This window comes from Candidatus Methanoperedens nitratireducens, assembly GCF_900196725.1.
GTDB lineage: Archaea > Halobacteriota > Methanosarcinia > Methanosarcinales > Methanoperedenaceae > Methanoperedens > Methanoperedens nitroreducens_A.
Window position 1 is genome coordinate 1 of record NZ_FZMP01000236.1, and the last position, 19,767, is coordinate 19,767.

Consider the following 19,767-nt stretch of genomic DNA (forward strand, 5'->3'; position numbering starts at 1 on the left):
AGAAAGGGCTGGATTCCTGGAAAGGTCGAGGTCCTGACAAAATGCCCAGGAGAAAAAATGGATAAGAGTGAGCGCCAGGCAAAGGATTGTGCAGAGCACAGAATTTCTAATCAACGGGCCGCCCGTCCTGGCGCTCTGGCCCTTAGAAATTATGGGAATAGGTGGTAGGCTGCCCCAGGGAACGGGGTGGGTTAAGCAAGCGGGGCAGCCTGATAGTAACCTCTTGTGACCCATAAGCGAATGAGTCGCTCAAGCATGTTGATTTGTAGGGCTATATATATTTATTGCTCATGAAAAATTATGGGATAAGTTCCCATCCCTGGCATGATGCTCCGATCGGGATTTGAACCCGAGTCTCTGGCTATCTTTATTCCAGCGCAGTTGCGCGCTTAAAACTTGAAAGGCCAGAATGATTGGCCGACTACACTATCGGAGCGCAGAAGGCTTAATATTACACCTCTATATTTAATGGTTTGGTTTTGCAGTTCCATATCTCAGAAAATAACTCTATTAAACCGGGGAGAATGCCAAGATATTTATTTTCAAAGCTATTATAAAAGATTATAGGAGCAGGGGGAGAGAATTCATGGAAAAGCTCAGAACACGTAACATCTTGTTCGTAGTCTTAATCGGCATTGTGGTTTTCACGGTTTTTATAGCCGAGATAGGGCTTGGGAGGTCCATGCATTTAATGAGCAATATCAATAAAACGCTTATTCCGATTATGATCCTGTTAAATATACTCAACTCAATAGCTTTCACAATAAGCTGGAAATTCCTTATACCCGGGCAAATCAGTTTTTATAAACTGTTCACATTTTATATAGCGGGGACTTTTATCAATAACATTACCCCTGCATTCGGGGCTGGCGGTGAACCGGTAAAGGCAATACTGCTTGGCAATGAAACAGGCATAAGTAAAGCGGAATGCTTTGCAGGCGTTGTATCCCAGAGATTGCTGAGTATATTCCCGTTCCTCGTCATTGAGCTTATCGGCATCGGGCTCCTGTTCCGCAACCCTGCGCTTGTTATCGGGAGATGGGAGATGCCGGCGCTTGTTTTTTCCGTCATATTCGGTATCTGCGCCTTCGGGTTACTCGCTTATTTCTATACCAGAAAAGACAAACTCTCGTCATTTGTTCGCTTAATAATCAGGTTCTCTGCTCCCTTAATCAGACCGTTCAATAAGGATTTTTACCATCGTGAATATGCAGATGCCGCAGAACAGTCGATTAACTCTTTCCACAGCGGTCTCAGGTATATATATTCCAATAAAAACGGTCTTTTCAACGCGGTATTTTTCTCTTTTATCGCCTGGATTTCCGACATCATGGTCATGTACGTCGTTTTTCTTTCACTTGGATCGGAAACACACATAAGCGTACTGATAATCGCTTATCTCATCTCAATGGTCAGCGGATGGATTACTCTGTTACTTCCGGGCGGCATCGGCGTTGTGGACAGCACAATGGCAACCCTTTTCATACTCGGCGGGGTGCCTCTTGAGGTCGCGCTGCTTGCAACGCTTCTCTACAGGCTTTCCTCCTACTGGTTCAACACCGTACTTGGGGCATTTTACCTGTGGAATTCATTGAAGAAATCAATTAGCTGAGCTTCTTTCTTATCAAAAATATTACCAGCAGAATCAATCCGGTATATTCAAACCCCGGCGCTTTCGGTGTTCCAGCCGGTGTGACAGTAGCACCCGGAGAAGGCGTGGCTACAGGTACAGTTGTAGTTTCTCTTACCGCTGGAGTTTCCGTCGGTGTTGCCTCCAGTGTTGCTGTTGGAGTCGCCTGGGCTGAGGATGAATACGCATACACGATACCGCTGTGCGTTACAGCATACAGTGTATTTCCGGATACAGCCGGAGAGGTAATGTAATCCTTTTCATTCTGCCCTGTTGAATTTCTCCAGAGAAGACGTCCTGTATTTGCATCAAGGGCATAGATAATATTATTTCTTGATCCGAAATAAACTATGTCATTTGAGATTGCCGGTGATGAGTCAACAAAACCCCCGGCATAATATTTCCATCTCAGCTTCCCGGCAGTTGAATCTATTGCATACATATTGCCATCGTTTGAGCCTGCATATACAATACCATCCATCGTGGATGGCGATGATTCGACATTACCTCCTGTGGAATACTTCCATCTCAGTGTACCGTTTGCGGTCAGGGCATAGATACTACTATCGGTCGAGCCGGTAACCACAAGCCCGTTTGCAACCGCAGGGGAGGATTTTATAACACCCACGCCGGTATCATAATGCCACTTCTCTTTGCCGCTCCCTGCGTCTAAAGCTGTAATAAAACCTTTATTATTCCCGAAATAGACGTTCCCTTCCTGGACTGCCGGGGACGATTCGATGCCCCTTCCGGTGAGGAAAGACCATGCGGGCTCACCTGTCCGGATATCGAGGGCGTAAAGAGTACCATCTTTTGAACCCACATAAACACGGCTGCCTGCCACTGCTGGAGATGATGAAATACCATCTGTAGCGTTCTCATAAATCCACATTAAGGAACCATTCTTTGCATTCATGGCATAGAATCGCCTGTCATCCGCACCTATGTATAAAACCCCCCCTGCAACCGAGGGAACTGATTTCACAAAACCATTGGTGTGGTACGTCCAGAGCTCTCTTCCCGAGCTGACATCAAGAGCATGGACGCCGTAATTCGAACCTACATATAACGTGCCATCCACAACTACGGGGGATGAATCCGAATCAGATCCGAGGTTTGATGTCCATTTCAAAACCGGCGGCGGACTCACTGCATCCGTCGTAAAGCCCGAATGCGAGGTGTCTTTTTTGAACATGCTCCAGTCATCAGCAAGAGCAGGCGATATCAGTATAAACAGTAAAATCAAATAGACAGGTCTCATTTTTATCACTCCTACTACCGTTGTATCTCTTCGGGTCGTTATATTATTCTTTTGACTTATGAATTTAACGCCATTAACTGAAATAAAAAACGGTCGGCAGGTTCCGAGTCGCCCTGTCCTTATAGTTGTTTTAATTTATGGCGTGCCAGCGTATGCGTGGGGTCAAGTTCAAGCACTCTCTCAAAGCATCTTGTGGCTTCGGTCTCGGTTCCGAGTTCTTTGAGCGCAACTCCCTTGTCGTACCACGCGTTAGTATTCCTGGGGTCAAGTTCTATCGATTTATCAAAAGCCCTTATAGCTTCGTTCCCGCGGTCAAGGTCTTTAAGAGCATTCCCTTTCTCATGCCAGAGCCTGGAGTTGTTCGGGTTCAGCTCAATGGCTTTATCATATGCACGAAGCGCATTGTCGTATGCTTTTACAGCATCATAGCGCCGGTCAAGAGCCGCAAGGTCTTTGGCTTTTAGCCTCCATACCGCGCCCTTCCCGTACATCGCGTTCCAGTTAGACGGGTCTTTTTCAAGCACCTTATCAAGCATGGCAAAACTCTGGGCATACTGCCTCCTTATCCCTATAATCAATCCTTTGCGCGCAAGCGCCCCGGCATGGTCCGGGTCAAGCCCGAGTACCTTCTCATATGCTGCCAGTGCGTCGGCATCCTTCCCTGTGTCTGAGAGGAGCAGTCCCTTCTCGAACCAGAGCTTCATGTTATCAGGTTCAGCCTGCAGGAGCCTGTCGTATATCTTCAATACTTCGGAGTCTTTTCTCAGTTCCTTTAATATCACTGCCTTCTCGGACAATAATTTGGTATTATCAGGATCGGATTCCAGCACCCTGTTATAGGCTTCAAGAGCTTCTTCCAGCCTGCCAAGGTTTACCAGTATGAAGCCCTTTTCATGCCATGCTTTCATAATGTCAGGGTCAAGCTCAAGGATCTTTTCATAAGCCTCCAGAGCAGGAAGATACTGCTCAAGCATAAGATGGATGGATGCTTTATCATACCACGCTTTAAGATTATCCGGATTTGCGCCGATGATGCTTGCATAAGCCTCAAGTGCCTTGTCGTATTTCCCCGAACGCTTGTAATCTTCAGCCTCTTGCATCAAATCCTTTTTTTCTGCTTTTTTGAAAAGTCCGCCTAATTTCATTTAAATTACCTCAGTCCTCAGGATGCTCAATCCGGAGTATTATTCTGTTTTTGTTGTTTACAGTATAAAACTATCGTCTAAGAAATATTTATAAGCTATGTAGTATTGATATTTGTACAAAATTCTACCTAAGGATGTTGATGGTTTTCCTGTATATTGGAAGAGATTCACGCAGACGATTGTAAATGCTAGGAATGTACGGCTGCAAGAATATGTAATATGATGTCAAGTACAAATCCTCTCGACATAACAAAGAGAGTTTGGCGTTGTAATCATAGATAATAATTGTAATTATAAATTAGATGAGTTGGAGGAACTAAAATGGAAACAAAAATCGTAAAAAATAAGTCTTACAAAAAATTCTTAGTTCAAGGCTCTAAAACAATCCTCTTAGCCTCTCAGATGCACCAGAACGGACTATAATCTAAATTTAGTATATAAACTCTAATCTTCTAAGAATTCTTAAATGATCATGTTATGAACTTGGCACATATAAAGTATCTAAACATAATTCTTAAATAAAGAATAGTCTATTAGACTACTATGACTATGGTTCAACTGAGGGTATTAGATAATTCTAAACTTACCCAACTTGAAAATACCTTGGGTAAAGCATACTTCAAATGTTCATCAGGTCTTCTATATAAAATGGATTGTTTGGAGTTTTTAAAAAATATAAACTCTAATTCAATAAAAATGATTTTTGCAGATCCTCCTTACAACATTGGAAAAGCCGAATGGGATAAATGGAATTCAATGGATGATTATTTACAATGGTGCAAAAATTGGATTTCTGAGGCGTATCGAATTCTAGAGGATGAAGGTACATTAATGATTATGGGTTTTTCGGAAGTACTTGCTTATGTTCAAGTAATCTCTGCTAATAATTTCCCTTTTTGTCGGTGGTTGATATGGCATTATAAAAACAAACCCAATTTATCAGATAAGGATTGGGTTCGAAGTCATGAAGCAATTCTACTTTTAAGGAAAAGTAAAAATTTTTATTACGATAATTCAAGAATAAGAGAGCCTTATAATTTTCATACGAAAAAATATCCTGTTAGGTCTCAAGGATTATCATCCCAGTATGGCTCAATAAACGGTGATGAGAAGAGTCTTTGGGAACCTAATGGAACAGGAGCAAAACCAAAGGATGTTTTAGAAATTCCTGCAGTAAATAATCCCAGTAAGGAAAATCTTCCTTTTCCAACGCAAAAACCAGAAGAACTTATGAGAAAATTGATTTTATCAGCAACAGCAGACAATGACATTGTTCTTGATCCATTTGGAGGTTCAGGCTCTACCTATGCTGCAGCTCATCAGCTTCATCGTTATTGGTTAGGTTTAGAGATTAACGATCACTATTGTGAGTTAATATCTAAAAGGCTAAATGAACTGGAAGAAAATCCAAAACCACCTGATTATTGGTTAAATTTAGATACTAAAAGGAGAATGCATAGAGATAAAGTTAGATATGGTTAGTACTATCAAGTAAATGCCAAATATCAGAAAATATTAAAGTAGAAATAGTTTTAATATTATCCTTATACCAGGAATCTTTGGCTTTTTTAGGTATATCAAGATAATATATACCATCTAACGGTAAGAAATGTTTTTGGTAAATATAAAAATTATTAGCGACAAATGTTCCACTAATTCGATTATTTTTAATTCTTTGGATGTCGTTATGAAAAACACCGATCATTTTTAATTTTTTTCCATTACAGAATTTTTCTAACAAATATTTATCTATAAAAATCTTTGCCATCCTGTCTTTACTTGTTGTTTTTAAAGATACGTATATTTCATTTGCATCAGTCATCTCTTTAGTTGTTCTTATTTTGCCATCTTTGGACAAAACACTATCAATCTCACAGGTATAATGATCAAAATGGTCAATTGGTAGTGATAACACCATTGGTTTATTAGTGATATTTAGTTCGTTCATTAAACATCTCCAAAAATCTTCAAATCTCATACCGAAATTTTTACGAGCCGTATTGGAGTCCGTGTAAAAATCTAAACCTAAACCAATAGATTGAATAAGGGTATATAATGCGGAATCTATAGCCCCAATGTTATTTGGGGATACTTCTTTTCTTTGTGCTTTAACTTCCTCAATTCCCGCCTCTAATATTTCAAAATTATGCGAGAATTTATCAATATCAAATGTAAAGAGTTCTTTATTTATAGGTCGTAGAAAACCATTGCCTACTTTAATTAAGTTATAGTTTGTATAACCCTGCGTTTTTACTGGAATAAAATTAAGATTTTCTTTATTCAAAGATGAGAGTACATCTTTAGCAATTTTTTCCATATACTGCAAACTTCCACAATAACTTGTTAAGCTGTAATTTAATTCCATTGACTGGCAAAATTATTATAATGCGATTTCTATTAAACTGTGCATGATGCACAGTTATACTAATTATGCACATCTTTTATTATGGTAGTTCATGGAAAAAAAATCGGTAGTAAAGGCAAGATTGCATCATGGAGCCAAATCATTAGATTTAACCATACCTGTTTCGATATGTGAAGATTTCAATATTAGTGAAGGTGATGTTTTTTCAGTAGAAGTTAATAAACAAGATAATGATTTTAAACTCATTTATAGAAGAATATTGAAGCAGTAAAAATCAATTAAATAGATTGTATATATTTTTTATATGTTTTATTAATCGAACCCAATATAACTCGTTGTTCTGCTATATCAATTTTCTTAAATTTTTCATAATTAAATAAAATTATAAGAGTTAACACTATATCTGTAACTTCTTCATATTCTGAGATATACATCTCTAAGAATTGTTCATCAAACTCAATCGAGTTCAAACATTTCCAAAGTTGCATAAAATTTTTATTTCTACTATGAACATACTTTGACAGATGGAAATATTTAGCCTTGATTTTTCCACTTATCTCTAATTCTTTTTGGTATCTTTCTAGTGTAGGATGATCGTTAATATATTTTAAAAATTCACCAATTTCGACGAAATATTTTTCTTTATCCTTTCGTTCAAGCCATGAAAGCTCTATGGGATGATCATAATAATATATATATTTTAAACAATTTTCTAGAATGTCTCGTAAATAATAAATGCTTACTTTATTGTATCCTCTGATTAAAAGAGGGATAATTTGGATATAATCTGATAAAATTTCATCGAAAAATTCTTTTGAAATATTTTTGGTTTTTAATCTTTTATTTAATAATAGTATTGAATAAACTACATGATGCATTCTTTTAAATTTGATAATATTTTTTTCTAAGAAAACTCCTTTTAATGTCGTATTCTTTAAACAAGATATAAACTCTTCAAAATCTTTATCAACAAATTTTGAATCCATTTTATCTCTGGAACTTTATGCTACTAATGGCCTTTTCCCATTCTAAAAATATATTATCTGTTTTACCAGTTGTTACTTTTTCCATAACTTCATTTAAAACATCTTTTATCCTTTGGGTTTCTTTGGGAGGCAACTCAGCAATTCCTACAACGATTATCCCGATTAGTTCTCTTCTTGTTTTATTTCCTCTGGGTATCGGGATAAGTAAAAACTTCTCAGAAAAATCTTTTATATCATTAATTGATTTAAAGTATTTTGTTGAATTCAATAAAAAAGGCAACCCTCCTATTATATCTATTTTATTCTTGTCTGCTAAGGATAGAAATTCCCACTTCTTTGATTTAGAGATATTTTGCTCATATGGTTTATTTAATTCATAATCCAAATTATTACGAAGATAATCTTTTATTTCTTTTAAATCCGCCTGATTCATATGGCTCAATATATCTATTATCTCTATCAACTTCTGTATTGGACGACGACTATCCATTGTTTTCAACCTCTTTTATTTTTCTTATCAAATCGTCTGTTATTATCTTAATTTCATCTGCGTACCTCTCAGCAGGAGGATATTCAAAAAGTGTTTTATTATATTTTGCAGCTTCTGCTACTTTAGTAGAATGGTGAAATACTTGATTGAAAAAGTATCTGTCAGAGAGTTTTCTCATATTTCTCATAGTATCTCTCATTAGATTTGTTTCTTTTCCCTCAACTAGGGTAAAAACCGTGCCAAGTTGAATTAATTTCTTTTCATAATCAGATTCAAATTGCTTGATAACTCTTTCTAATAATATAAATCCAAATGATGATAAATGGTCTGGCTTTACTGGAATTAAGTAAGCATCCGAAGCTATAAGCGCACTTTTAGTAAAAAAATACATTGTCGGTGGACAATCAATTAAAAGATAATGATATTTATCTCTGACCTCATTGAGGAATATTTTTAATCTGTTATCTGCGTTAGTTGGATCTAAATCAACAAGCTCCAGTGTTGATGGTATTAAATCTAAAACAGCACCATCTTTGGAATAAATTGTTTGTTTTAGGTTCTTTAAGTTTAATTTTGGTATTTCAGTCTTATTCCCAGACTCTCTCACCGTACTTGGCGTAGTTAAATTTCTTTTTTGATAAACAGCCATTACTGTTAGTTTATCTTTAAATGAACCTTCTCTGTTGACTAAATCAGCATAATCCTGGGGTTTCATAAAATATTGAGATAAATTAGCTTGCATATCTACATCTATCATCAATACATTCTTGGAATGGAAATGCGTTAAAGCCCAACCCACATTCGCAGTCAAAGTTGTTTTTGCAACACCACCCTTCATGTTCACAAATGAAATTACTTTTATGTTAGGCACAATATATTCACATGATATTTTAATATATAAAACTTCCGAATCAAACGTGGTTAAATTTATGAATCCATAGATAGTGTTTCTACTTTAAATTTAATTTAGTATACGTATTTAATTTAATAAATGCGACTTTATATCATTAAAATCCATCTCCAAAACTTGATAGTTGATTATTGTATACGAGGATAAAGTATATAAATTCCAAATACAAATTGACGTGGCAAAAAGTATGTCACAAAATGATGGGCTCGGAAAACTTGCTTTAATTATAATCTTAGTATGGTTATTTTATGAAATATTAAAAGCTGGAGTCAAGGGACAGGATACTACAATACACAGGTGTGGAAATTGTAACATGGTACTTAAACCGTCCCAAAACCCATGTCCGAATTGTGGCTATAACATTATATGGAACTAATCCATGGAAAAACTAAAGGTAAAAACTGATAAAGAGAACACAAAAAAACCAATTATATTAAAAGCAAAAGTAAAAACAAAAAGAGAAAACACACTGACAACAGTCGTTATGTTTATAATTAGTTTATATATGCTATCTCTGGGATTATTTAATGAAATAAAGACTCCCTATGTAATCTTTCCTTTCAGTGCCATGTTTTTAGCAACAGGTTTTAAATTATGCAAAATCGAAATCGACATACTCCAAGAAATAAAGCGTTTTAAATAAGAGATTATCCAAAACTCTCCATAATATGAGAGACTCTACCAGCTTATTACTTTCATAAGACGGACTGGGCTGTCTTTCTTAAACTTGCGTATTACAAAAAATCATACCCAATTTTCTTAAAAATAGCATTATTTATATGCGATAAATACGTAAAACCATAAAAATTAACGATGAAAGGAGTAATAGAAAATGGGACAAGGTATTATGACTAATTATGGCCAAAGATCGGAATCCTTTTGGATTAAAGAGTCTTTAGAATATATTATTGATGCTGGACAAGGTGAAAAAGGAAGGAATATAGTAAAAAATTATAGTGGTCACAACTATTTTAATCAATTCCATCGTATTAATTGTTTTGTAATAAGTCATGGAGATTCAGACCACATCTCACTGGCAAGAGAAATTGTTATGAATCTTCAGCCTCAAGTTATAGTGATATCTCCATTAGTTTATACAATCAATAAATACAGATACACAGTACAAAATATTTTAAAACTGCCTTATCCAAATCCAATTTATTTGCCAGATTCATTTTTTGACGAAACTGATGATTATATTATAAGTGATAAGTTAAATCAGTATTCTTTAGAAAATCCAGAAACTAATGCCCCATCGGTATATATTTCTCACAGAAATGCCACCACCTTGCCTTGGGATTTATATATTTCCAAAACTTCAGTTCCAGAATTTGAAACATATATTACAAAATCATCATTAAAATATGCAAACTTAATTGATAACTTTGTTAATCAGTTAAGGAGATCTACTAATTTAACAGAGATAAATCATATTTTACTAAGTGATGAATTTTTATCGAATTTATGTAAAGGCATAATTCTTGATAGATATTATACTCCAGATCAATATATGCGACTATTTTTATATATAGAAAATAGAATATTAAAACTTATAAGAAACGATATGAGTTTAATATGTCGAGTTGGGAAGACAATTTTTACTGGAGATGCCAATAAAGAACAGCTTAACGAGGTTACTAAAATTTTAATTCAAAGAGCAAGGCAATTAAATCATAACTTAACAATAAAAATTAACCATCATGGTAGCCCTACAAAAACTTACCAAAATCTAAATTTTTATTCAAGTTTATCGCCCATACAATTATTATTAAAAAGAGATGATAGAGTGGAAAATGCATCAGGATTTTATCGTTATAAAAATCAATTAAACAGTTGTGCAAGCAGTTCAAGATTTATTGATTCTAATAATATGAATACGGCTGTAGGGATACCTTTTATGACTTAAATCACTTATTTCATTATTTGCTCTATAAACCTTTCTAAGATTGCTTTGTGAAAGCGGAACAGGTTAGATATGAATATCTGCTTCAATCTCAGGTTTGAGCAATAACAATATATAGACGGTCAAACATTACGAAATCTACGTTATCTATAATCATCAATTGCTGCATGTTTTGGAGAGTCTTCAATGCTGAAAGTAAACAACATCGTTAAGGATTATGTAATCGATTCTGATACTATCAGAGTCCTGAATGAAGTAAGTTTTGATATGAAAGAGGGTGAAATCCTCGGTATCATCGGAAGAAGCGGCGGCGGTAAATCCACCATACTTAAAGTCCTGCGAGGCATAGAGCCGCTTACCAGCGGAAGCTTTGAGCTGGATGGGCTTACGGTCAAACCTGGCGCTACGGTACAAGAAATAAAAAAACTACAACGTATGACCGCGATACACCTTCAGAGAAATTTCGGGCTATGGCCGGGCGCCACTTACGAGAATGTTCTTCGCCGGCTTAACGCCGAGAGGTGCGGGTATGAGATTCTGCCTGAAAAAGATGCTCCGTACTATGATGAATTATATGAAAAGAGCATGGAATACCTGAAACTCGTCAATCTCGATAAAAAAGCCGAGCATTTTTCAGCAGTGCTCAGCGGAGGAGAGAAGCAGAGATTGCTTATCGCGCGGCAGCTTGCTGCAAAACCCCATCTCCTTTTGCTGGATGAGCCTGCGACCATGACCTGCCCTGCAACAAAGCAGGAGGTTCTTGACACCATAAAGAACGTGAATGAAAAGTTGAAGGTCAAGACCCTTGTGGTCTCGCATCTGCCCGAGGTACATTCGTACCTTGCTCACCGTGTCCTCTGGCTTGAGGGAGGGAGGATAGTAGAAGAAGGGGAGCCTGAAGAAGTATTAAAGAAATTCCTCAAGAACATGAAACCTGCTGTCCCCATGCCGGAGCGGCAGTCGGACAAGACGGTTATCAAAGTTACGAACCTCTCCAAGCGGTACTGGCTCTTCAGGCAGGGCGAGGTGCTTGACCTGGACAGCATTAATCTTGAGTTCAAACAGGGTGAGATAGTTGCGCTTATCGGTCCGAGCGGAGCCGGGAAAACAACTCTTCTCCATGCGATGGACGGGCTGGTCTTTCCCGATGACGGCGAAATAGAGTTCCTGATCGATAACGAATGGGTTGAGATGTCCACGTATTCCCCGAAGAGGATGAGCGTGCGAAGGGCTACAAGTATTATGTACCAGGAGTTCGCCCTGTCACCGCATTCCACGATAAAACAGCAGCTTGCATACAAATTAGGTGTAAAAGGACAAACTATCGTTGAGGATGCCAAAAAACGCGCCAAGGATCTTGGCATCTCGGATAAAGACCTTGATGAACTGTACAGGATGACAGATATGCCTGAGGAGAATACCAAGGAGCTGCTTGCGAGAATGGGTTATACGCCAGCCATCCTGGGAGTGCTTTTCCCGAGCTATCCGCTTACAGAAGTATTGAATTACGCAAAGCCGGTCTTTGAAGCCGTAGATATGCCGATGGGTATTCTTGACGTCAAACCGTACCAGATGAGCGGCGGTGAGAACGTGAGGGCTGCCCTTGCATTAGCTCTTGCCTCAAAACCTTCCATCCTGCTGCTTGATGAGCCTTTCGGTGACCTTGACCCGATAACGCTGCGGGATGTCGCGAATTCCCTGAAGACCATCAATAAAACGTTCAACACGACAATCATCTTTGTCAGCCACCATATAGACTTCATTAAGGAAGTTGCGCAGAGGGCTGTACTGATAGATAAAGGGCATATAATCCAGGATGGAGACCCGAAGTTCGTGTGCGATGAATTTATCAAAGCCAGTAATGCGCGGTACCTCACATCCGGCTGTGATTATAAAGGATAACTTTTTGTAACATGCTCGCATTATTTGCGTAATGACAGGTTCCAGAAAGTTATTAATATATTTTTCTCTTGTTTTTATCCTGCTGGTGATCATAGTCGGGAGCATTTACCTCATTTTCGGCGTGAAGGACTTTGGCATCTCAGGGAACCGGGTTGAAGTTATCTACGTGCAGGGAATAATGATAACGGGCAGCGTCCCTGCCGGGTTCGGGATTGCCACGTCAGAAGATATAACAAAGAGCCTGACTGATGCGTCCGCGGATGAAGGGGTAAAAGCTATCGTGATGAGAATAAACAGCCCCGGAGGCTCTCCTGCCGCGGCTGAGGAAATCGTTGCTGCAATGAAGAATATCAAGAAACCCATCGTCATTTCTATGGGCGATGTGGCAGCCAGCGCAGCATATTATATCAGCGCGCCAGCCGACAGGATAATCGCCAACCCCGATACCATCACAGGCAGCATCGGAGTGATCTGGGAATTCCAGAACAGGTCGGCTTTTTATGAAAAAGACGGGACTTCGTTCTACATATCAAAATCCGGAGAGTTGAAGGATATGGGAGGGGACTGGAGAGGCCTGAGCGATGAAGAGAAAAAGTATGCAGACCAGACTATCGCGGAAGCTTATGGTCGTTTTGTGAAGGAAGTGGCGCAAGATAGGAATCTCTCGCTCAGTAAGGTAAAAGACCTTGCAGACGGCAGGGTTTACACGGGCGCAAAAGCCAGGGAACTCGGGCTTGTTGACGATTTCGGAAGCCTCTATGATGCGATCGATACTGCCGCAAAGCTTGCAGGAATAGAGGGTAAACCGGAAGTTACCTACGCAAATAAGCCGTCTCTCTCACAACTGCTGTTCGGCGGGGTGAAAACAGACCTGTCAGGATTCACGGGCTATTATGATAACAGCCCTTACGGGCGGCTGCTTTCAATATCATGATTTTTTATGATTTTTCCCTGCATGCCGCTTTTTGATGCCTGATACCTTAACTTCCAGTTCTTCCAGTAAACTCTCCTTTAATTCCCCTGAATAGTAATCATAACGCGCAGCCAGTGAGATTTTCGAAGCAACCGCCCGTGCAATTTTCCCCCGCAGCCTTTTCGGGGCAGTGTTTATAAGCGGATGCCTGAATATCAGCCCGTGTTTCGGGGAAGGTGCTTTGCCTTTTAAATGCTTGAAAAGCGCATTGTTCGCTCCTATGACCTGTACCGTGCTTGATGGCATGGAAGCAAGTTTTTCAAGGCTCCCTGCAATGCTCAGGAGGCGCGCTCCGAGTATGTATCCTGCTATATTTGTCAGGTTCGGCGCAAGCTGCGGCATTCCTTCTTTCAGGTATTCTTCAATGGATAGTCGCGCCTCATATATGCCGACAATGCTCCCGGCTAAACCCTGCATGGTTTTTAATTCAGGCTCTTCGCTTTTGAGTATATGTTTTGCAAGCTCGCCGCCCTGCAACCCGGTCTCATTGAACATCAGGTACCACTCCCGCAGCCTTTCGGCAAGGATGTTGGCTGTATCGTTGATATCATCGATGGCTTCGACTGCCGCGATAATCTGCCTGTCCAGGGTCACAGCCTGTGCCATCTGCTCTTTTACAAGCCTGATGTTGAGTTCATGAAGGAGTTTATCATATTCTTCGCGCGATGAAACAAAACCATATTCTATCGCCAGATCGCGAATATCAGAGCCCGCGACCCTGCCCCTTAAAAGCAGCGGCTCTTTCACAAGGAGGTTTGCGATAGCATCGAGGTCTTTCCGGAATAGTTCAGCATTCATTATCCTGTCATCATCGAGCGTGAAAATACCGAACCATGCTTTTACTTGCATGTGCTTACCTTTTATCTGATAGTATTAAAGATTTTACGTAGACGCAGAACCGAAAAGCTATTAACTCAAAACCGGTATAAATCATATTGAAGTGGAGGTTGTAGCATGGAAGGGAAAACCCTATCTGAAAAGATAATCGGCGAGCACTGCGGCAGGGACGTCAGCGCTGGAGAAGTAGTTGTTGTCAATGTGGATTTGAGCTATGTCCAGGACGGTACAGGTCCTCTCACCGTGCGCCGGATGATAGAGATGGGTATAGAAAAAGCATACAACCCGGATAAGACTGTTTTCTATCTTGACCATGCCTCCCCCAGTCCCAGGATGGAGTTAAGCAATGACCATGAGTTCTTAAGGGAATTTGCCGGGAAAAGCGGCATAATACTATCCGATATCGGGAATGGTATATCCCATCACGTTACTTTAGAGAAATACGCCCGCCCCGGTGACATTATCATAGGAGCTGATTCACACACCTGTACGGGCGGCGCCCTTGGTGCGTTCGCTACTGGCATGGGAAGTACGGATGTGGCTGTAGCCATAGCGCTCGGAAAGACATGGATGAGAGTTCCTGAGACATATATTGTCGAAGTAAACGGCAGGCTTCAGAAAGGAGTATATTCCAAGGATATCATCCTCCACCTGATCGGCAAGCTCACAAGCAACGGCGCTACTTACAAATCCCTGGAGTTCACAGGCGATACAATCGCGGGTTTAAGTACGGCAGCAAGAAGCACAATAGGCAACATGGCTGTCGAGGCTGGAGCCAAGGTCGGTTTATTCCCTCCGGATAACGAAACACGAAAATTTCTAAAATTAATGGGCAGGGAAGAGGCATTCAGGGAACTTAGGTCTGATGAGGATGCCGATTTTGAGAAGCATATAGAGATCAACGCAGAAGAGCTTGAGCCCACTATTGCCTGCCCGCATCTGGTTGATAATACAAAAACGATCAGCGAGCTTGGTAAAGTCAAAGTCGACCAGGTTTTTATAGGCACATCATGCAACGGTCGTCTTGAAGACCTTCACATTGCAGCCTCGATACTGAAGGGCAACCGAATTAACAGGGATACAAGGGTTATCGTAACTCCTGCTTCGCGCAGGGTGTACCTGGAAGCTTTAAGGGATGGCACCATCGAAACTTTTGTTGAAGCCGGCGCGCTTGTGACCACGCCCGGATGCGGAGCCTGTGACGGTGTGCACCTGGGAATACTTGGCGACGGCGAAGTATGCCTTGCAACACAGCCCAGGAATTTTAAAGGGAGAATGGGCGACCCGAATGCTTTTATCTACCTGGGTTCGCCCGCGGTTGCGGCTGCCACTGCTCTTACCGGTGAGATATCAGACCCCAGGGATGTGATGTAACATGGGGAAAGCATGGAAATTCGGGGATAATATCAGCACCGACCTTATCGCGCCAGGAAGGTATTTCCATTTGCGCTCAAACCTGCCAGAGCTTGCAAAACACGTACTTGAGGGCGCGCGTCCCGAGTTCGCTTTGCTTGTGCAAACCGGGGATTTTGTTGTGGCAGGTGAAAATTTCGGTCTTGGGTCAAGCAGGGAACATGCCCCCATAATAATAAAGCTTGCGGGTGCAAAAGCCGTACTGGCAAAAAGCTTTGCCAGGATATTCTACAGGAACTGCATAAACATAGGGCTTCCTGCCATAACCTGTAACACGGATGAGATGGATGAGGGAGATGAGCTTTTGCTTGATATGGAAAAAGGGGTTATAACTAATAAAACAAAGGGGGTAGAGATCACTTTTCCGCCGCTGCCTCCTGTCATGAACAGGATATTACAGGAGGGGGGACTTGTTGCTTATATAAAAGCACATAAAAGCCTGGAGATTTGAAAACTCAAAAACTCAAATGATCAACTCTTCCCTTTCAACATCTCTGCGGCGCAATGAAAGCCTTGACACTTCAAACCTCGTTCCATCAGCAAGGACCGCCTCATCCTTGCCCTGCAATCCTGCTGCCGCAATCCTGCCGATGGCATCCGCTTTCATGATACCGCTTCCCGAGGTCCCACTAACCCATGTGATATTGGCTTCTGATTCGATGACCGGGGTCATGTCAGGCCAGTGATAATCATAGTACCCTGCCCATTTGAGGGAGAGCTTGTAATCCGAAAGCTCCGGGAAATAATGGTTCAGGACAGGCTCGATCGCATTATGAAAATACCGGATATCGGGCTCAGGATTCGACATCATGAAGGGCTGACCGAGATCATCGGCGCATCCTGCGATAAGCATATTCCTTTCCAGCACGGGTTTTATGTAAACGCCTCCGGCTGGCAGTATGATTGCAGGTTTTTTATCCGAATCCGGGCGTACTAAGAGCTGGTCCCGGTTCTTTATGCTCAATGCAAAGAGCTGCCGCTTTTTGGGGAGTACGGACGAAGCAATCCCGACGGGCGCTAATAAATCATGTGTCCATGCTCCGGTTGCTATAACGAATTGTTCTCCATAGTAGGTATTGCCTTTCTGGTCTGTAATCCCGCTGACCTTTACATCGTCCCACGGCGCATAGCAGCTTTTTTGTCCCGTTAAAATAAAAGATTTGATATCCGTATCAAAACTGACATCCCCGCCAAGAGACTTGAACTCAGACGCATAATGCCGGGCAAGCGCCATCCCATTTATAGAGCCGCACAGATGGCAGTAAATCCCTGCATGGACTTCGGGGAAAGGAGCTTTCGCATCAGTGTTAAGCCTGAGAATGTCTGTCACTGTTGCCCTATCCAGGATTTCAAATTTATTTTTCTGCGGGTCAAGCTGCTTGATGGCCTTCTGGGAGCCTGCCCACTGTTCTTCGGAAAACAGCCAGAGATAACCTATTGGCTTGAGCTGCACCTTATCGCCAAGCTCAAGATAATACCTGATGGAGCTCTCAGCAAGCATCCTGCTTGTGCGGGATGAAAAGAAGTTCCTGTAGAGCGCAGCGCTCCTTGCGGTATTGCCTGCGCCTGCTGTATGGTTCCTGTCAAGGAGCAGTATTTTGCTGTCAGGCAGCGCGCTTTTTAAGTGATATGCGATGGAGCTTCCAATGACCCCTGCGCCGATGATGATGTAGTCGAAGTTCATGGCATTCCCTTTCCCCATACTTACTATACGGCAGCATGGATTAAGTATTTTCCTTGTTATGGCTCCACACTTATTCGTTATTTTGGTGTTTATCAACAAATAGGGGCACAGGAATAGCTAAATATATGTTTAAACATATGTTGTATCATGACAGCCAAGACAATAACTATACGAGAGGATATCTACAAGATGCTTCTCTCCTTAAAAGGAGCCAATGAGAGTTTCAGTAATTTTTTCGAGCGCCTTGTGAAATCTCGGAGCAATATTGATAAACTCAAAGAATTGAGAGGTACTGTTGAATTCAGGAATAAAGAAGTACTTCTTAAGGAGTTATTAGAGAAAAGAAAGGAGACCAGATATTGATTCTTGTTGATACAGATGTTCTAATTGAAATCCTTGATGAAGGTTCAAAAAAAGGAGAAGCTGCTTTAAAAAAAATAGAAGAAGCAAGAGAGGATATCGCCCTCACTTCATTAAACCTGCACGAAATTCTTTTTGGTCTTTATAAGTATGCTAATAATTCAAAAATTGAGAAAATATTGTTGCTGGACATCACTGATTTTACCAAAAACGATGCGGCTCTTTCAGCAAAACTTGAGGTAAAAGCAGAGAAAAGAGGTAATAAAGCTCCGAGATTTGATGCTATGATCGCAGCAGTCGCGATAAACAGGGGTTTTAAATTATTTACTTTTAATAAAAAACATTTCGAGGTTTTTGAAGATCTTATATTGTTTTAGTCTGTGCCCTTTTTAGTGCCACATTTGTTATTCTGATTCAAGATATCCTAAAGGATGCGCGAGAACTTCCATCGTTTTCAGTCTCAGACTCCGCTCCGCACTGGAAGGTGCGAAGCGTCACGACGCAGGTGCATGAGGGTATTTATCGCCTATTGTCGCTTTGGCTTATGTAGAACGGAAGGAAACACGCAATTCGAGCGCTAAGAGAACTCTCTTGGGTGATAAATTTCTATCCCAACCCGCCCTTTTATTCTTAATAGAAAATCGTTTTCGTCCAGTGATACAAGGGTAGCATGATGCTTTAGCGCAGTTTCAAGGTAAAGAGAATCCGTTGCATAAGTTCCGTACAGCGCCCCGGTATATCCCGCGCTTGTGCAGAAATGGTCGTCGCAGATTTCCCATATAGAAACCATTCGCTTGACGTCGTTTTCTTGGGTTTTTCCCACCTCCATTCCTAGATATTTTGTTATGTTCCGTATAACTTCGGTCAGGTAGATGGTTGGCTCAATTAGATAGAATTCGCCATCAGCTACCGCCTGTATTACTCGCTTGCAATCAGCAGAATAAGGTTCATGCCTTTTGTTGAGGCGATAAAAACATTTGCGTCAATACAAATTGGTTTCATTCATTATGTCTCCTGTCCTTTTTTGTTATTTCAAGGACAGAAGGGGGGCTGTTTTTGGCCAATTTTTTTCAAGCTTTTTAGCTTCAGCAAGCCATGCTCTTGCTGCCGCTCTTGTCTCATCTTCCTTTATGCGGCTACTGCTTTCGAGAACCATCTTTCTGAGGTCGTGTATCTGCTCGTCTATAGAAGCTATTTTCTCGATTATTTCGCCATTTGCCATGATTCTTATTTTTATTTTTTTGGTTTAAATAGTTGTTTGAGCTATAAGTGATGATATGAAGAAAAGTTTGGAAGGGTGTCCCCAACTTTGGAGCCATTGCTGTTATTCTGGCTCAAGTTATTCTAATGGATGCACGAGAACACCTATCGTAGCAGTCACGGTATACCCCGTACGATGTACAAGTTTTGATACTTTTGTTGTACAACTTCAGGTTCAGCGGATATTTTATGAACATATGCACATAGTCAGGATTAAATAACCAACTAGTCCATTATTTATCGCATCATAACCAAATAAAAAGCAACATATCTTCAGCGAACGTATAGACATCAAATGCCAGTACTAAGCATAATTGCGTGCGACATGTTAGAAGACGAGCTCACATACGTACTTTCAAGAGACAGCGAGCTTGAACAGTTGATACTTGTAGAGAAAAGGGAATGTTTCGGGCTGCAAAGGAAGCTAAAATCTCTGGGGTGCCTTCCCGCACTGGTTCCACTGGACAGGATTCCAGAAATCCTGAAAGGCGAGAAGAAGCAGTCCTTTCCGTCAATCCTGAAACCTTTCTGTGGCATTCGCTTCATTGAAAAGATCCGCCGCAAACAAGAAAACAGACGTAAAACGAAGGTAACAGTGGTTGCCAACATGCTTAAGATGGGAGTTGTACCGTCATAAGTCTCACGCAC

Annotated in this window: 22 protein-coding genes and 1 tRNA gene; 12 read left to right on the plus strand and 11 right to left on the minus strand. The window is 40.6% G+C overall.

Annotation, left to right across the window (positions count from 1 at the left end; genetic code table 11):
- Positions 1-328 precede the first annotated feature (328 nt).
- A tRNA-Glu gene (locus MNV_RS17690) sits at positions 329-436 on the minus strand.
- 150 nt (positions 437-586) lie between these two features.
- On the opposite strand from MNV_RS17690, the gene MNV_RS17695 reads away from it, so the two are divergent.
- The gene (locus MNV_RS17695) at positions 587-1,612 is read left to right on the plus strand and encodes a flippase-like domain-containing protein (RefSeq protein ID WP_096207266.1); all 1,026 of its coding nucleotides are present in this window, start codon (positions 587-589) and stop codon (positions 1,610-1,612) included.
- Here MNV_RS17695 and MNV_RS17700 read toward each other — a convergent pair.
- Together MNV_RS17700 and MNV_RS17705 are read right to left on the minus strand one after the other, a co-directional pair.
- On the minus strand, positions 1,605-2,891 hold the full coding sequence (locus tag MNV_RS17700) for an outer membrane protein assembly factor BamB family protein (RefSeq protein ID WP_096207267.1): 1,287 nt from the start codon (positions 2,889-2,891) through the stop codon (positions 1,605-1,607). The two genes, MNV_RS17695 and MNV_RS17700, sit on opposite strands and share 8 nt — an antisense overlap.
- Before the next feature lie 119 nt (positions 2,892-3,010).
- A complete protein-coding gene (locus tag MNV_RS17705) occupies positions 3,011-4,036 on the minus strand; it encodes a tetratricopeptide repeat protein (RefSeq protein ID WP_096207268.1) in 1,026 nt (341 codons plus the stop codon).
- 543 nt (positions 4,037-4,579) lie between these two features.
- Here MNV_RS17705 and MNV_RS17710 point away from each other — a divergent pair.
- The gene (locus MNV_RS17710) at positions 4,580-5,518 is read left to right on the plus strand and encodes a DNA-methyltransferase (protein ID WP_096207269.1); all 939 of its coding nucleotides are present in this window, start codon (positions 4,580-4,582) and stop codon (positions 5,516-5,518) included.
- Here MNV_RS17710 and MNV_RS17715 read toward each other — a convergent pair.
- Positions 5,505-6,353: a hypothetical protein gene (locus MNV_RS17715; RefSeq protein ID WP_096207270.1), complete on the minus strand. Its 849-nt coding sequence runs from the start codon at positions 6,351-6,353 to the stop codon at positions 5,505-5,507. The genes MNV_RS17710 and MNV_RS17715 overlap by 14 nt on opposite strands.
- Before the next feature lie 139 nt (positions 6,354-6,492).
- Here MNV_RS17715 and MNV_RS17720 point away from each other — a divergent pair, with 139 nt between their 5' ends.
- Positions 6,493-6,672 carry a hypothetical protein gene (locus MNV_RS17720; protein WP_096207271.1) on the plus strand — a complete coding sequence of 60 codons (180 nt, stop codon included), beginning with the start codon at positions 6,493-6,495 and terminating at the stop codon, positions 6,670-6,672.
- 7 nt (positions 6,673-6,679) lie between these two features.
- On the opposite strand, the gene MNV_RS17725 is transcribed toward MNV_RS17720, so the two are convergent.
- Genes MNV_RS17725 through MNV_RS17735 form a run of 3 tightly spaced genes read right to left on the minus strand, consistent with a single transcriptional unit; the run spans position 6,680 to position 8,748 of the window.
- Positions 6,680-7,387: a hypothetical protein gene (locus MNV_RS17725; RefSeq protein WP_096207272.1), complete on the minus strand. Its 708-nt coding sequence runs from the start codon at positions 7,385-7,387 to the stop codon at positions 6,680-6,682.
- Between the two features lies 1 nt (position 7,388).
- The gene (locus MNV_RS17730; protein WP_143311893.1) at positions 7,389-7,820 is read right to left on the minus strand and encodes a hypothetical protein; all 432 of its coding nucleotides are present in this window, start codon (positions 7,818-7,820) and stop codon (positions 7,389-7,391) included.
- A gap of 49 nt (positions 7,821-7,869) precedes the next feature.
- Positions 7,870-8,748 carry a ParA family protein gene (locus MNV_RS17735; RefSeq protein WP_143311894.1) on the minus strand — a complete coding sequence of 293 codons (879 nt, stop codon included), beginning with the start codon at positions 8,746-8,748 and terminating at the stop codon, positions 7,870-7,872.
- Positions 8,749-9,166: 418 nt separating this feature from the next.
- Between MNV_RS17735 and MNV_RS17740 the strand changes: the two genes are divergently transcribed.
- From MNV_RS17740 to sppA, 4 genes are all read left to right on the plus strand, one after another.
- Positions 9,167-9,430, plus strand: coding sequence for a hypothetical protein (locus tag MNV_RS17740; RefSeq protein ID WP_096207275.1), 264 nt, complete (start codon positions 9,167-9,169; stop codon positions 9,428-9,430).
- Positions 9,431-9,619: 189 nt separating this feature from the next.
- Complete coding sequence (locus MNV_RS17745) at positions 9,620-10,693, plus strand: MBL fold metallo-hydrolase (protein ID WP_096207276.1); 1,074 nt, start codon at positions 9,620-9,622, stop codon at positions 10,691-10,693.
- A 183-nt stretch (positions 10,694-10,876) separates the two neighbouring features.
- Complete coding sequence (locus MNV_RS17750; RefSeq protein ID WP_096207277.1) at positions 10,877-12,592, plus strand: ATP-binding cassette domain-containing protein; 1,716 nt, start codon at positions 10,877-10,879, stop codon at positions 12,590-12,592.
- A 31-nt stretch (positions 12,593-12,623) separates the two neighbouring features.
- Positions 12,624-13,526: a signal peptide peptidase SppA gene (gene sppA / locus MNV_RS17755; protein WP_096207278.1), complete on the plus strand. Its 903-nt coding sequence runs from the start codon at positions 12,624-12,626 to the stop codon at positions 13,524-13,526.
- Here sppA and MNV_RS17760 read toward each other — a convergent pair.
- A complete protein-coding gene (locus MNV_RS17760) occupies positions 13,521-14,414 on the minus strand; it encodes an NOP5/NOP56 family protein (protein ID WP_096207279.1) in 894 nt (297 codons plus the stop codon). The two genes, sppA and MNV_RS17760, sit on opposite strands and share 6 nt — an antisense overlap.
- A 105-nt stretch (positions 14,415-14,519) precedes the next feature.
- Between MNV_RS17760 and MNV_RS17765 the strand changes: the two genes are divergently transcribed.
- Both MNV_RS17765 and MNV_RS17770 read left to right on the plus strand, forming a co-directional pair.
- Positions 14,520-15,776, plus strand: a complete 1,257-nt coding sequence (locus tag MNV_RS17765) for a 3-isopropylmalate dehydratase large subunit (RefSeq protein WP_096207280.1) — start codon at positions 14,520-14,522, stop codon at positions 15,774-15,776.
- A 1-nt stretch (position 15,777) separates the two neighbouring features.
- Positions 15,778-16,266, plus strand: a complete 489-nt coding sequence (locus tag MNV_RS17770) for a 3-isopropylmalate dehydratase small subunit (protein WP_096207281.1) — start codon at positions 15,778-15,780, stop codon at positions 16,264-16,266.
- Positions 16,267-16,278: 12 nt separating this feature from the next.
- Here the strand turns inward: MNV_RS17770 and MNV_RS17775 are convergent, their stop codons facing one another.
- Entirely contained in the window at positions 16,279-17,595 is a 1,317-nt protein-coding gene (locus tag MNV_RS17775) for an NAD(P)/FAD-dependent oxidoreductase (protein ID WP_143311895.1), read from the minus strand.
- Positions 17,596-17,646: 51 nt separating this feature from the next.
- On the opposite strand from MNV_RS17775, the gene MNV_RS17780 reads away from it, so the two are divergent.
- Positions 17,647-17,862: an antitoxin VapB family protein gene (locus MNV_RS17780; protein ID WP_096207283.1), complete on the plus strand. Its 216-nt coding sequence runs from the start codon at positions 17,647-17,649 to the stop codon at positions 17,860-17,862.
- A complete protein-coding gene (locus MNV_RS17785; protein ID WP_179294072.1) occupies positions 17,859-18,236 on the plus strand; it encodes a type II toxin-antitoxin system VapC family toxin in 378 nt (125 codons plus the stop codon). Before MNV_RS17780 ends, MNV_RS17785 begins: the two co-directional genes overlap by 4 nt.
- Before the next feature lie 200 nt (positions 18,237-18,436).
- On the opposite strand, the gene MNV_RS17790 is transcribed toward MNV_RS17785, so the two are convergent.
- Together MNV_RS17790 and MNV_RS17795 are read right to left on the minus strand one after the other, a co-directional pair.
- On the minus strand, positions 18,437-18,688 hold the full coding sequence (locus tag MNV_RS17790; protein WP_143311896.1) for a hypothetical protein: 252 nt from the start codon (positions 18,686-18,688) through the stop codon (positions 18,437-18,439).
- A gap of 198 nt (positions 18,689-18,886) precedes the next feature.
- Positions 18,887-19,081 (minus strand): hypothetical protein, encoded by a 195-nt coding sequence (locus MNV_RS17795; protein ID WP_096207286.1) that lies wholly within the window; start codon positions 19,079-19,081, stop codon positions 18,887-18,889.
- 333 nt (positions 19,082-19,414) lie between these two features.
- Between MNV_RS17795 and MNV_RS17800 the strand changes: the two genes are divergently transcribed.
- Complete coding sequence (locus MNV_RS17800) at positions 19,415-19,756, plus strand: hypothetical protein (protein ID WP_143311897.1); 342 nt, start codon at positions 19,415-19,417, stop codon at positions 19,754-19,756.
- Positions 19,757-19,767: the final 11 nt, after the last annotated feature.